The following is a 13968-nucleotide window of genomic DNA, read 5'->3' on the forward strand; positions in this document are numbered from 1 at the left end:
AGTAAAAAGCTAAAATCTATAGATTTAATATTAGTACCCATTTAACTCTAGATTTACTCCATGTCAAAATATCTATGGAGATGTCATCATAAGAATTTATTTTACTATGATGCCATTCTCATTTGTGATGTGATCTTGAAATGCTTCTGCATTATAATATTCATCTAACTCGTGTAGAACCATATGCAAATCATCTAAAATTGGATCTCCTTTTTCTACTTCGTTGTCAATAGCTTGCTCAGCTAATTTAACAGCCATTTGAAACTCCTCTATTTTTTCTTCGCCAGGCACAATTTCATTTAAATAAAATAATATACTATCTAGATATCTCTTATAGGTAGAATAATCCATACGGCCTGTTAGAAATATTGCATTATCGGTAATGAGTGCAGCTCTTAGGTGAGCGATATAGAGATTGTAGTTTGAGTCGGAATAATCATAATCCTCATGCGTATCAAGACTCTCAGGCGACCAGAAATAATCAAAGTATGCACCAACTTCTAATTCTTCTTTTTCCTTCTCGTCATCTTCAGTTGCTATAGTTTGCGTTGGTTCTTCTCCATTTTGATTCAAAATTAATTCATTTTCTGTATCATTTGATTCAGCAACATTTTCTTTTGTACCTTCTATATTATTAGACACAAAATTAAATCCGAAGATTAGTAGTCCAACCGAAAATGCTAATGTAAGACCGTTCGCAAAAAGGCTTTGTTTCTTATTGCGTTTTTTTTCGATATCGTTGATTTTTCCTAATACATTCTGTTTATTTTCTTCTGTAAAGGTCGAGTTGATGTTTTCTTCAAAATTAAATTCTTTTAAATGTTTATCCAAGAATAATACCCCCTTCATTTATTAAATCTCTTAATTTACTTCTTGCTCGCGACAAACGTGATTGCAATGTCGGTTCCTTCACGTTTAATATGAAGCTGATCTCTTTGATAGATAATTCTTTGAAGTAATAAAGAATAACGACTTCTCTATATTTAATAGGTAATTCCATTATCTTCTCAAAAAGCCCTTCCTTTATGGTGCTTTGTTGGTACTCTTCTGGTACTTCATTTAACTGATGGGATATTGGTTGCCTAGTAATTCTCTCCATTAATTTACTTTGACGTAAACGATTACCTCTCAAATGATCTTTACACTTGTTTGCAGCAATTGAATAAATCCAACTTTTAAGAGATGATTTCCCTTTAAATGTACTAAGTTTCAAATATACAGTCACAAAAACTTCTTGCGTTACATCATCTGTATCCGCTTCATTATGTAGGTAGGTATAAACAAATCTTTTTACTTCGTTACCATATGTATTCATGATAATTTCTACAGCTTTAATTGGATTAGCTTTTAGTACATCTAATCCATCTATTCCATACATCTTAAAGTGCATTGGTATTATTCCGTTACTTTCCATTAAAATCGCCTCCTTTTCATCCCTTTATATATTAGACGTAAGCTATGATGAATATATTGCATTATTATAAAAATTAAAATTAGTAATTTATTTTATATATTAAAAAGGGAGTAATTTTGTAATGTTAATACAAAAGTACCCCCTAATTAAAAGTTAAATAGTTTATTTTTCTATAATTTGTGAAGAAGGGGCTATACATACTCCCGTACAAGTAACTGTTCCCCGATATGTTAATTCAGCATAAGTATTAATCCATTTAACATCTTTTAAATATATATATCCTTTATATCCGTTAACGTTGTAATATATTGAAGGGGGATATGGTTGCGAACCATGCCAATCCGCTGTTACACTTACTTCCCTTGAAACCGAAGTGGTCATAATTTCATCTTCACTTACTATACTTTTCATAATTTGAGCTGCAGAAGCATTTGTCGGACTTCCCAACAAACCTAAAGTTAAAAACATGACAGCTGCAATGTAACCTATAAATCCACCTTTTTTTATTAACTTCATATAGAATCTCCTTTATAAAAATTTAATGAGGGAAGATAGTTTATTGTTGTTCTCCATCTATTCCCGCAGGTAAAGCACAATTGCTATAACAATAAACAGTTCCTTCTAGCCAACCACCTAACGCAACCTTACCCCCAGTATCGTACCATACTCCCATTAGGTACAAGTTACCTTTGTACATACCATCATTGTATAAATAGGGAAATGGCATACCTGGTTTCCACTCAATCCGAACGAATTTACTAGCTACAGCAAATGGACTTACTGTCTCAATCCCTGTTTTATTATTTATAATTTCCGTTGATGCAGAGGCTATTGTTGAAGGTGTTGTTAACGATATTGAAAGTGTGGAAACCACTACTAATGCTCCAATCAACTTTTTCAGTTTTGCAGTCATAAAAATAATTCCTCCTTGGCTATTTATAATAGAACCTCTATATAAAAAAAGTAAGAAAACTACTTTAACTTAATAGAGGTCTTATAGGGGATAAACACTTTTTTATTTTTCGAACTTTATCCTTGGATTAGAAAGAAGTTCCTCCTTAGTTATGCTAAAATTATTTTATATTTTCCAAACTAAAAATATATAAGTAGATTCTAAAAATCATCCACCTGAGATTAACCAGATATCTAAAATCATAAATACAATTTCCATACTATTGCCCCCTTTCACTTAAATTGTAATAGGATAATGTCAGACAATGACAAAATATTAGAAAAATAATAACTGGAGGGAATTATGTCGAATTATGGCGGTACAATTAAGAGAATAAGGAAAAACAAGGGATATACACAGAAAGAAATAGTTGGCGAGTTATTTACACAATCAACCTATTCTAACTTTGAATCTGAGAAATCAGACATTTTATCCGCGCATTTTATGCACCTACTACTTCAAATTCAAATATCTACGGATGAACTACGTTATATACATAATGGTTATAAACACGATGTAGTTACGGAAATAGTTAATAGTTTTTTCCGCTTGTCCTATAATAATAAATATGAAATAACCAATGTCATAACTTCTATAGATGAATACCTTCTTAACGATAAAAAAAATATTCTTTTAGAGGAATTGCGAAGTGTATGCGAAGCTCTATTAATTGTAGAAACAACTGGAGATTTTGAGAAAGCTAGGGAGAAAGTAAATACAATATGGGAAAGGATCTCACGATACGATCAATGGTATTTAACAGATATTAGAATGATGAATGTTATTTTATATTTTTTTGAAGATGATGTTGTGATCTATATCACCGAAAAGCTGCTTGAAAGACTAAATAAATATAAAGCATTTAATGATTCTAAAAAAATTTCTACTACTCTTATACTAAATCTATCGCTATTGCTTATTAAAAGTGGAAGATATTCTGAGGCTCTCGATAGATTAGTCACGCTTTTGGATTCACATATGAAAGATTTACCTTACCGACCACTTACCGTTTGTTTTAATCGTATGGCTATTTGTTATTCGTATATTTCGAAGGATAAAGAATTATTATACAAACAGAAAATAACTAAGCTTTTAGATGTATATGAAGATGATGCCTTTAAACAGATGGTTATACAGGAACATGAGAAGTACTCCCAAGTCTAAATATATATCTGATTCCTTTAAATATCGTTTTTATGATATTTTGTAATTTTCGGATTGTTGTAATTTATTATAAAAAAGAGGAGGGGAGCTCAAAAGAAAAATTAGATTAATATACTTAAATCTAAAAAATCTTCAAGTATAAGAATTTGAGAATATAAAATAATGAATAGGGAGATGCTTTAAATGAAAAAAATATTTCTTTGTCTTTTCTCTTTAGTCCTTTTCTTTAGTGTTGCCACTTCAGTATCAGCAGAAACTCCTATTAAAGTAAAATCTGAAAATGAAGATATTACAATAGTCGAGGTAGAGGACGTTCAAGGAATTCCAAATGCATCTGTAGATTTCATAGATTTAGCTAAAGTTAAAGAGGGACCAAGAGTAGTTGGAACTGGTGAAATTGGCACTTTAGGTGTAATTAGTGAAAAATATACACATTCCACTTACACCTATTCTCATGATGCCATTTCTGCTTACGATGTTGGTCCCCGAGTTAATGACAGGTTTTTACTTAGTGTAGCTAATGGTCAAACAAGTAATTTACAACATTCGGTTTCGATTTCCGGTACTGTTGCTTTTGAAGCGAGTGTTTCTGGCACTCTAAAGAGCGTTATTAATCTTGGGCTGGTTGGTTCAGCTTCAGGTACAGTAGCATATACTTACACTACTTCACAGGGTTATACTGGACCTAGCTTACCGTATACCAATCGTGATTATTATGGTGCAATACAGTATGATAGATACAGCGCTTTTGTGAACAAAAGAGATCATTATGATATCTATAATGGAACTATAAAAACAGGCACAACTTCTTATTCTGGTGGGACAGTTACTACAAATGGTGTAAAAAAACCTAAGAAAATTACTTATAGTAAAGATTTTATACAAAAATAGATATAAAAATTAGTTTTTGAATAACACCGTTCTTAACTCCCATTATAATATTGAAAAGAGTCAAATTCTTGAGGGAGGATGAAAATGATTAAAGGATATGGTCTTCTTGCATTAATGAGTATTTTTTTTATATGTGGTTGTTCCGAAGAGACTATTAAGAAAGATAGCAACATCCCCCAAAATAATCTAACGCAAAATGATAGTAATAATATTGCAGGAGTGTCAGATATCAAAGAAAGTTATCAAATACCTTTTAAAATTAATGAAGTAGATAGTACAATTGTTGAACTTAACGATTTTCCTTTTGAGGAGTCACCTAAAGGGGTAAGATATGACATATTATTATTCTCAAAAGATAAATTCACTGCTGAAGAACTTTTGGATTATCAGTTTGAAATTGAAGCCAATTCCCCTTTAAAAGAATTTTTAGGAGCAATTGACAATCTGAGAATGTCTCAAACTTTAAGTGAGGGATATCTCTATACTCTTTCGTTTACGACTATCTACAGAGAACATACACAAGAGGAACTGGAAGCTTTCAATAAAGTGAGAGATTTTAAAATATACGTAAAATATGAAGGGGTTAGGTATCCAGTTGAATATTAATTATGAAACTTCCGGATTTGAGACTACACAAGTATTTGATACAGAAGAGGAAGTGCATAATTTTTATCACTTCCTCTTTTTATTTTGAACTTTATTTATATTACTAGTTTTATGCAAAATATTCATTCGCAATATAAATTGCAGCAACTACAGATTGAGCAAAAAACAATACTCCCCAAAAGACCGTCGGAATAAACGTAAACTTCGCTAAGTTCGTTGCATCCCCAGCATTTCTTCTATCCGTTACACTCAACTTCAAAATGACAAAGGCACTAATAATAGATTGTACGAGCACCATACAAGATAAAAGAATACTGATATGTATAAATAAGACTTCATAGTGTTTATATAACAAGAAAACCATCATGCCAATAAAGGCAGTTAACCAAAGGAATCCAAATAGATTACGTACCCAAAATAACCAATTGATAGCTGATAGTAGGACAAAGAAGTAGATGATCCATTCATACTTTCCGAGATAGAGTAGGTAGAACAGACCCACAGCAACTAATGAAGAACCTGTATAACCTGCATAGGAAACTAGTATCCTAGCAATCCTCGATTTAGATGTTGTTTCTGCTAGTCCTGATGTATCCACAGATAAGGAAACACCTCTAATTTGACCTCCCGTTAAGATGGCCATAAGTGCATGACAAGATTCATGAATCATAGTATTTGCAATAGCTACGACCATTCCTATGGTATGAATAACTTTCGATACACGAGCATTTCCTTTGATAAATGAATTTATTAAAGGGATGTTCGATAAGACGAAAGCAATAAATAAATATACGTATATTAAATAAACATTCTCCAAATTTGACCTCCACATAGCCGTTTATTTTCTTTTTTTCTATTATATATATTGTCCGAACAACTCGGGCTTCCAACTATGAATCGCATGATTTTCTTTCTCAAATGTTTTCGCAAGGTAAATCTCGGTTGTCTCCAATCGCTCATGCCCAAGCGATCTCATGATGTCGTAATTAACGCAAATAACCAGCTGTACTTAAAACGTCCAAAACCCTTATATTACAGGGTTTTGGACGTTTTTGTTTAGGAGTTAATGTTGTTGAAAGAAGGATTAACGCAAAAACGACTGAAAATCGAGCAAAGAACAAGAAATAAATGAAGAAAAAGTTGTTTTTGAACGAGTGGAACCTAAAAAAGGTTTTTGAGAGAACGGATGAAATAAGTAGGAGCGTTGATTCTGGAATGAAGGGATTAACGTTCTTTTGTTGAACTTATTATACTAATGGATCAAAAGAAAGAGCTATTAATAGGTGGTAATTAGAAACCATTTGTTAGTGGAGTTTGTGAAATGTTTCACTTAAACTCCCATGAAAATTAAAAAACACTCAAAATCTATAAAATTGCATAACAAAAAAGACTCAGAAATAGCTTTTTTAAAAAAAGGCTGAGCCTTCAGAATGTTTATATTGAATTAAAAGGTAACTCAAGAAACATCTCCATTCTGATTAGAATAAAGGCAAGGCTGGTGCAATAACCAGAGTAGGATTAAACTCCCATGAGTGCTACTCGTATAGAGTGCGACAGTTTGTGATGCACCGTGGTCGTTGGAGTCAGACTAACGGAAGGGCTCTAAGGCACCATAGTTCATCGACCTTCTTCGTCAGCCATACTAAATATCCGTTTTTAACATTTTCATTCTCTGCGGTGTAGCGCTGGTTTTGCGCTACATGGATGGCTAACGGGTGCTTTAGTGAAAAAGACAGTAAAAAAAGAGTTTGGAAATTCCAAGCTCTTTTTTCAGAAACAATCATTAACTTTAACATAGCCTTACATTATTTTAAATGCAATCCTTACAGGACAGAATATTTGTTGTTAGGTCGACATTTGTGAGTTTTACATTTAATAAATTCTTAATTCTATTAGATTTCACTGGATACTAATGAGCCAATATTTAGGGATTCTGCTGCTTCTTTACCTATTACAAAGTTAAAAAATCTTAATAATCCTTCTTCGTATTGATCAAATCTTTCTCTAATAAGCTTTGTTGCTTTCCATGGCTTATCATTCAACCATTCTTCACCAAATATATCCTCTTCAAAATTTGGTGAGTGGTAAAGTCTCCTAGTTTCATCTAAGTTAATTGACTCTAACATTCTTAAATTATTTCCCGAATTATATGGCTCACCATCTAAATCATGTATTATTACTGGTTCAATTCCGAAATGAGATAAAACTTCGCAATACGTTCTTTGAGTAAGTTTTCCTTTGCATGAAATTATATTTATGTCTTTACAATAACTTTCAATATCTTCCTTTATATTTGGATATTTAGAAATAAGAACATCTTTAATAGATTTGAAGCTGGCAATCTCACAGTCTCCCTCAACTAATATTACTCTCCTTGAAAAAAATGACTCAAGAGTTGATGAGTTAAAATTTAAAAGCATTCTCATAGCATTGCGTTTATCTATTGCATTATCCCCGTTATAAAGATTATCCTCTACTTGAGAAAAAAGTGTTGTGCCAGTTGTAAAATTACGTTTTGCTATCACAATTCCTTGATGACGATCTGCTAAATCAATAAAGTGTTCGGAGTGTGAGGTACAAATGACTTGCGACAGTTCAGACTCAGAAATTTTTAGTAAAGAGTCTCTCATTTTTCTTTGTAGCTGAGGATGTAAATATATCTCAGGTTCTTCTACTAAAAATAAAAAGCTTCTTTGCCATGATTCTTCTACTTCCTCTACAGTTACATCTAGCTCTTGTGACATCAATTCCAATAATGACAATATTAATAGCCTCTGTGCACCACTACCCTGATGGTCGGTTGTAGTTTCTACATCATTGTAAATTAATGAAAACGTAGTGTTCTCATGAAGTTTTTCAATAACAGGGGGGCTAAAGTTGACCCTCGCTTCAATATCCATTAACCTTTTTAACTTGAGGTTTAGGGATGTCTCTAAAGAGTTTAGAGACTCATGACGATCTTCTCCAACGAATGCATTTGTTAAATTAGTTGCTGCCGTTTCAAATTCTACAAATTTTTGTGAAGTTCGCATTTTCTTTTCTATTAACGATGACATAATGTTTTTGGCTGCAGAGTTAGCTTTTGCAGGATTAGTTTCATCCTGTAATAACTTCATAGCAGGTATGTAAATTACTTTAGGCATTATTGATCTAAGCACGCTACTAAGTCCGTTAGGGTTTGCCATCCATTCGGGATCTCGGAGATGAACTAATGCTGAATTCTCCTCTAAAACGTATTGTAAAAAGTCCTCTTTTTTAGGCGCTAGAATTGTCCCAGTTAATCCTTGTTGAGCACAAAATCTCTGGTGTAGGTCTTGAAGTTCGGATGAAGAGACTCGAAATGCAGCATTATTCCAAGTTGGACTACCTTCCAATTCATGAATATATGCTTGTTGAATATAAGCATAATAAGGAACATCCTTATCATTTAAGTTAGAAGAATTCCAAATTCTTTTAATCTTTAGTTCATCATTAAAAATGTATCTACTAATCTCTTTTTTACTTAAATCTTGGTCTGTGAATTTATGGAATGTCACTCGTATTTCCATATGTTCAGCTTCATTGAGTGGGTTCGGTTCAACTTTTTTAGGAAATCGGTCTATGTCAGGGCAATGCGGTTTTTCATAAGGGAAAAACATTCTTAATGCTTCTAAAACCGTTGATTTCCCTACATTATTTTCTCCAATAATTGTTAGCATATCTGAATTTCCGTCAGATTTATTTGGAAACTTGATGGTACACAACTCATCTATGCCGATATTCTTATAATTTTTGATAACAAATTCTTTTATTCTCATAAAAATCCCCCTTTCAATAAATTATTACATTAAATTGGAAATAAAGATATATAAATTAGAAATTTCTGATAAAAGTTCATTGATAAAGTCAATTCGTATGGTAAGATACCCAAAAATTCTATAAAAATCCCCTTATTGCGGAAGTAATTATTCTCCAGACTTTATGTACCTAGTGAATGATAGTGATAATAATACTGAGTTACATAATTACCGCTGCTGAAAAAGTGTACAATCTTTTTGAGCGTGAAGATATTAAGGTTAAATATATTAAACAACTGGATAAAGACTCTATAACCAAAATTGTGAAATCTCTTATAAATAACTGAAATAAGACCTCCCGATATATTGGGAGGTCATTTTTAAAAAGGCGATGTTCTAGGAAAGGTTGATTTTTGTAAAATAATATAGTGAAGCCTACCTAGCTTATACCTGATTAAATTAGTTTTGTTTCCAACATTATTTACATTACTTTATTTTCCATTAGTTTATTTTTGCTTGTTCGTTTCCAACTTTATTTGTTCTATACACTTTTAAGTTCTAAACAAGCAAAAAATATATATAGCATTTCAGAAGAATTAGCTTTGCAAATTGAAAACAAAATAGCATACATGAATGAGTACCAGGAGATGTTATTTGATTTCATGAAGAGCTTACCAATAAAAGATGAATTAAAGAATGAATTGTATAAAGCGGTATTAGCTACAGAGTTAAATACTGTATCTGATTTAATTAAAGCTAAGAATGTTATTTTCAAGCTTATCAGTGATATTTCAGATGGAACATTGACTCTTTCTAACACATTAAGAAGTGCATTCGTCGGGGCTTATAATAAGTCTATGGGGCGTACAAATAAGAATACACTCACTTCTTCAACTGTGGAGGAACAAACTCTCGTGAGCAAGCCTGTGAAGTTTTATAACTGGTTAGAGGAAGTTGAGGGGAGAACTTCTATCAAGAGTAATCCTAATTTGGAAAATTGGCTTTTATGGTAGAGATATATAAGAGGGTGTATGTGTCTTATTTTTATAAGCTTTACTTTAGATTTATATTTTAACCCCAATTTAACCCCATAGGTAATAATATGATGATTTGCCTTTAAAATAAAAAAGTCACAACCCTATAAGTACCAAAGGTTGTGACTACAATATTCATATGGTCCCGACTGGTCTCGAACCAGCGACCCCCACCTTGTCGAATTTGAACCCTTGAAGAGTCTGGTTAAACAGAATTCAAATAGGTTAAATTAGTCTGGATTAATAAGGTTTTTGTAAGTGCTAAATTAATCTCTGTAAAATAAGTTCAGTAAAATTCTACGGACAAATTGCGGACAAAAGAGTAATCAGTTGGTCTGTATTACTATTTTCATAAAAATAGTATGTAACAGTTGTTTTGTCATTTGAAAACATTTTCATATAATGAATTATGCAAAAAAAGTTGTCAGAATAATTTGTTAGATTTTATTATATGAACTATAATATTAATACAGAGCAAGCTAAAATATTTGAAACAGGGAGTGATTTTAATAAAAACATGGGAATCTCTTCATATCTATTATCAAGAGACGGAAAATTATGAATTTATTTTAACAAATTTAGTAAGTAAAATAAATGAAATTTTGTTAAAAGAAAATGTTATAACCGGATTTTTCTTTATTAGATATTGGGAGAAAGGTAATCATTTAAGAATTCGTTTCCAATTTAATGAACAAAATGTTAAAGAGACTTGGAAAGATTTAATTATAAAATATACATCAACATTTTTGGAGAAGAATCCATCTAGTGAAAAAGTAATAAATAGAGAGAATTATTATAAGATGCAACGTAAAGAAAATAGGGAAGGGAAGTATGAACAGTTAAATAACGTAGCTCTATGGGAAGAATATCAACCTGAAACTATACGATTTTGTGGTATTAAAGGAATAGAAATTTCTGAAAGTTTTTTTTGTTTTTCAAGTGAACAAATTATGTTAATGTTTCAAGAAAATAAAAGTTTTAAACATGAAGGAAAATTATTGTATGGAATAGTCTTAACATATTTAAAAATAAAAAACTTAAATAATATCTTAAAAAGAAATAGTATGGCATCGCTATTCTTTGAATATGCTGAAAATCGCAGAATTTTTTTGGATATACCGTTAATCACTTGGGAAATTATAAAGCAGAAATCCGTAGACAATTCCTACTTATATAAGAATACTATAGATAATTTTGAGGAAAATATTGGCTGGAAATCTAATTTTTATGAAATAGATAAGGAAATTCATAAAGTTCTTAGAAACATTAATGTTATTTGTCCAACACCAGAAAAATTAATTAAGTTATGTTATAGCTATATACATCTAAATAATAATAGATTGGGATTAGATCCGTTTTTAGAGTTATATATTAGTTTAATTTTATTTAATTTATTTAAATAAATTATTAATTAAAAAGGGGTATGGTGATGGACCATAATAAATTAGATAATTATAAAATAAATGAAAATGTTTTAATAAGAATAAGTCCGATTCCCTTTAATTCATTCCGAAAAATGGAAAATGAAAATTTAAAAAGAAGTATTGAAAAATATATAAATTTAGAAAAGGAATATAAGGATTTTACACAATATACTTGCCATTTAATTTTTGAGGAAATTAAAAATTCCGAAAATGACTTGAATCTATTAATTAAACTTAAAAGAAATATCTATAACGAAAGAAAAATAGAGTTTTTAGATACCCTTTTTTTAAAAAATAAAGAAATAATCCTTGTGGTAAAGAAACTACAGGTCCTCTATAATATCAAATATAATTTACGGCAGAGCATTGAAAAGGAATATTTTTCCAATATTTACATGTGTAGAATTGTATTTCAAAAATTACTTCAGGACTCACATTTAACAAACGGAGTATTAATATCTACACCTATTATAAAGAATTCATTAATAAAATATACTAATACTGTTGTAGAAAATCACAATAAGAAGTATAGAAAAATTGAATTACCTTTACTAAAATACCTTTCTAGAACAGTATGTAAAACAACTCCCTTCACAACACTCACGTTAACGACGGGTACAAAATTAATAGAGGGTTCAACAAAGGTAAATATAAATACAAATACAAATACAAATACAAATACAAATAAAATACATTCTAAGTCTAAGATTGAGATAAATCTAACTTTGGTACTTAATTTTTTCGAAAAACTAAAAGATAGTGAGATGAAGAGTTTTTTTTTGGTGAAGGCAAATCAAACTTTATTGAAAAAAGGAGATTTATTGCATTATATTAAGAATTTAATAAATGGTGTTCCGGGTGGAATAAGATTTCAGTACCTTGAAGAAATAGAAGTCATTAAATCTAGTAATTTTATTAATATAGTGATTAATAAACTATTGGAAGCGAGTGGAACAAAAATCTCCTACACTTCATTAATAGATAAATTGACAAAAACCACAAATCACAATAGAGTATTAATAAAAATGACTGTTGATCTTTTGATAAAAAAAAATGTTATTATTCTTTACTTACCTTATTCTGAACAAAGCCCAAATATATTAAATTCTATACATGATTACTTATTAAAAAGTGATTGTTCTCAACTAACACCCATTATTAAAAGTTTAAAAGAAATAATTGGTTTAATAGAAAACTTGAATAGTTTTTCAATAGATGAACCTGAAAAAAAATTAGAGCTTATTGAAGAAATAAAGTACATATTATTAAACTTGTATGATTTATATAGCTTAGATTTTCCTGAAACAAATACTATTGTTTATGAAGATGCTGCTGTTAACAGTTCAATCGATTATATTGAATTATCTAAAGCTGATATAAATGAGTTTACTTCAGACTTAAATATTATTCAGCAAATATTACCTTTATATGATTCTAGTAATATCTCAATGTTAAACATGAGAGAATTTTTCTTGCGAAATTATCCTTCGAATGAAGAGGTTAAATTGACAGAATTTTATAGTGATTATTCAAAAGAATTAAATATAGTATCCTTGAATCAAGTTAACGAACCCAGCAACATATTGAATAAAAATTTATATAACATTCAGGAAATAGACACTATTAATAAGTTAAGGGAGAGACTTCAACAGTATCTAATTGTTAATGTTTCTTCGACAGTTGAAGAAGTATTTGAAATTGATGAGAATTTTATTAAAGAAATTGGTGAAGAGGTAAGTAATCTTATTGTACAGACAGTTGATTCAAGATCTTACTTTCTTCAAATGATGAAAATTAAAAATAAAAGCTTTGGTGTTATCAATTCAATTCAAGGTGGATTTGGCCATTTTTATTCTAGATTTTTAACATTCCCGGATAATGCACTTAGGAATCTTTATACAAAGAAAGATAATGAAAAGTTTGAAAATGATTCATTAAGCTTGGTGGAAATAACCGGGAACTTTGGTTTCAATGGAGATCTACATCCCCCTTTATGTAATAAAGAATTTCTATATGGAAGTACAGAAGGGAGTTTGAATAAAGATAATCAAGTTAATTGCGAAGGGCTATTTATTAAATATGATGATAACAAGCAGAGATTATATGTATTTAGTAAACTAATAAATAAAGAATTGAAATTTTTAGGGAATGGTTTTTTAGCAGATAAATTTAGACCTGCTTTTTATAACTTTCTTCTTTCTTTTAATCAATCATCTTCATTAACCTTGCCCGATCTGTATTTGATACCTCAAAATAAAATAACAAAATACCCAAGAGTTGTCTTCAATAGGCTGGTCGTTTTTAGGAAAAACTGGATGATTCCTATTAAATTGATTCCTATACATCTAAATAGTGAATCCCTATTTGACTATCATATTAAGTTATATAAGTTTTGGAAGGAAAACAATATAAATGATAGGGTTTTTATTAAATACGATACTAAATTAAGCCAAGATATAATTAGAAATAACGATGACGGAAAGCCTCAATATTTCTGTATATTAAATCCACTTTTTATTAAAGTTTTTACCAGTCTGATAAACAAGACGAAAGTTTATATGCATTTATTTGAGATGCTTCCCTCAGATGATAACTTATATTTAAAGAACTTTAAAGGAGACTCTTTTATCTCAGAAATACTCATTCAAATAGATAAAACAGAATAAATAACATGAATGAAATTCGTCGAAATCTAAAATTAAATTAG

Annotated in this window: 12 protein-coding genes; 6 read left to right on the top strand and 6 right to left on the bottom strand. The window is 30.3% G+C overall.

Annotation, left to right across the window (positions count from 1 at the left end):
- Nucleotides 1-96: 96 nt before the first annotated feature.
- From MHI40_RS22365 to MHI40_RS22380, 4 genes are all read right to left on the bottom strand, one after another.
- Entirely contained in the window at nt 97-831 is a 735-nt protein-coding gene (locus MHI40_RS22365) for a polyphosphate kinase (protein WP_340765723.1), read from the bottom strand.
- A complete protein-coding gene (locus MHI40_RS22370) occupies nt 824-1414 on the bottom strand; it encodes a sigma-70 family RNA polymerase sigma factor (RefSeq protein ID WP_340765724.1) in 591 nt (196 codons plus the stop codon). Before MHI40_RS22370 ends, MHI40_RS22365 begins: the two co-directional genes overlap by 8 nt.
- 162 nt (nt 1415-1576) lie before the next feature.
- Entirely contained in the window at nt 1577-1930 is a 354-nt protein-coding gene (locus MHI40_RS22375) for a hypothetical protein (RefSeq protein ID WP_340765726.1), read from the bottom strand.
- Between the two features lie 40 nt (nt 1931-1970).
- Nucleotides 1971-2327: a hypothetical protein gene (locus tag MHI40_RS22380; protein ID WP_340765727.1), complete on the bottom strand. Its 357-nt coding sequence runs from the start codon at nt 2325-2327 to the stop codon at nt 1971-1973.
- 342 nt (nt 2328-2669) lie between these two features.
- On the opposite strand from MHI40_RS22380, the gene MHI40_RS22385 reads away from it, so the two are divergent.
- From MHI40_RS22385 to MHI40_RS22395, 3 genes are all read left to right on the top strand, one after another.
- Nucleotides 2670-3530 carry a helix-turn-helix domain-containing protein gene (locus MHI40_RS22385; protein ID WP_340765730.1) on the top strand — a complete coding sequence of 287 codons (861 nt, stop codon included), beginning with the start codon at nt 2670-2672 and terminating at the stop codon, nt 3528-3530.
- A 183-nt stretch (nt 3531-3713) separates the two neighbouring features.
- Nucleotides 3714-4421, top strand: coding sequence for a hypothetical protein (locus MHI40_RS22390; protein WP_340765732.1), 708 nt, complete (start codon nt 3714-3716; stop codon nt 4419-4421).
- Nucleotides 4422-4505: 84 nt separating this feature from the next.
- Nucleotides 4506-5027, top strand: a complete 522-nt coding sequence (locus MHI40_RS22395; RefSeq protein ID WP_340765734.1) for a hypothetical protein — start codon at nt 4506-4508, stop codon at nt 5025-5027.
- Nucleotides 5028-5136: 109 nt separating this feature from the next.
- Here MHI40_RS22395 and MHI40_RS22400 read toward each other — a convergent pair whose 3' ends face one another.
- Nucleotides 5137-5844 carry a M50 family metallopeptidase gene (locus MHI40_RS22400; RefSeq protein WP_340765736.1) on the bottom strand — a complete coding sequence of 236 codons (708 nt, stop codon included), beginning with the start codon at nt 5842-5844 and terminating at the stop codon, nt 5137-5139.
- Nucleotides 5845-6919: 1075 nt separating this feature from the next.
- Nucleotides 6920-8824, bottom strand: a complete 1905-nt coding sequence (locus MHI40_RS22405; RefSeq protein WP_340765738.1) for an AAA family ATPase — start codon at nt 8822-8824, stop codon at nt 6920-6922.
- 608 nt (nt 8825-9432) lie between these two features.
- Here MHI40_RS22405 and MHI40_RS22410 point away from each other — a divergent pair.
- The 3 genes from MHI40_RS22410 (at nt 9433) to MHI40_RS22420 (ending at nt 13927) form a co-directional block, all read left to right on the top strand.
- On the top strand, nt 9433-9816 hold the full coding sequence (locus MHI40_RS22410; RefSeq protein ID WP_340765740.1) for a hypothetical protein: 384 nt from the start codon (nt 9433-9435) through the stop codon (nt 9814-9816).
- A 521-nt stretch (nt 9817-10337) separates the two neighbouring features.
- Nucleotides 10338-11240, top strand: coding sequence for a lantibiotic dehydratase C-terminal domain-containing protein (locus tag MHI40_RS22415; protein WP_340765743.1), 903 nt, complete (start codon nt 10338-10340; stop codon nt 11238-11240).
- A gap of 26 nt (nt 11241-11266) precedes the next feature.
- Nucleotides 11267-13927 (top strand): lantibiotic dehydratase, encoded by a 2661-nt coding sequence (locus MHI40_RS22420; RefSeq protein WP_340765745.1) that lies wholly within the window; start codon nt 11267-11269, stop codon nt 13925-13927.
- Nucleotides 13928-13968: the final 41 nt, after the last annotated feature.

This window comes from Psychrobacillus sp. FSL H8-0510 (genome assembly GCF_038008345.1).
GTDB classification, from domain to species: domain Bacteria; phylum Bacillota; class Bacilli; order Bacillales_A; family Planococcaceae; genus Psychrobacillus; species Psychrobacillus psychrotolerans.

Excerpts from the sequence above, each read along its gene's own strand:
- MHI40_RS22370 (WP_340765724.1), bottom strand. The coding sequence starts at position 1,414 with ATGGAAAGTAACGGAATAATACCAATGCACTTTAAGATGTATGGAATA.
- MHI40_RS22375 (WP_340765726.1), bottom strand. The coding sequence starts at position 1,930 with ATGAAGTTAATAAAAAAAGGTGGATTTATAGGTTACATTGCAGCTGTC.
- MHI40_RS22380 (WP_340765727.1), bottom strand. The coding sequence starts at position 2,327 with ATGACTGCAAAACTGAAAAAGTTGATTGGAGCATTAGTAGTGGTTTCC.
- MHI40_RS22385 (WP_340765730.1), top strand. The coding sequence starts at position 2,670 with ATGTCGAATTATGGCGGTACAATTAAGAGAATAAGGAAAAACAAGGGA.
- MHI40_RS22390 (WP_340765732.1), top strand. The coding sequence starts at position 3,714 with ATGAAAAAAATATTTCTTTGTCTTTTCTCTTTAGTCCTTTTCTTTAGT.
- MHI40_RS22395 (WP_340765734.1), top strand. The coding sequence starts at position 4,506 with ATGATTAAAGGATATGGTCTTCTTGCATTAATGAGTATTTTTTTTATA.
- MHI40_RS22405 (WP_340765738.1), bottom strand. The coding sequence starts at position 8,824 with ATGAGAATAAAAGAATTTGTTATCAAAAATTATAAGAATATCGGCATA.
- MHI40_RS22410 (WP_340765740.1), top strand. The coding sequence starts at position 9,433 with ATGAATGAGTACCAGGAGATGTTATTTGATTTCATGAAGAGCTTACCA.
- MHI40_RS22420 (WP_340765745.1), top strand. The coding sequence starts at position 11,267 with ATGGACCATAATAAATTAGATAATTATAAAATAAATGAAAATGTTTTA.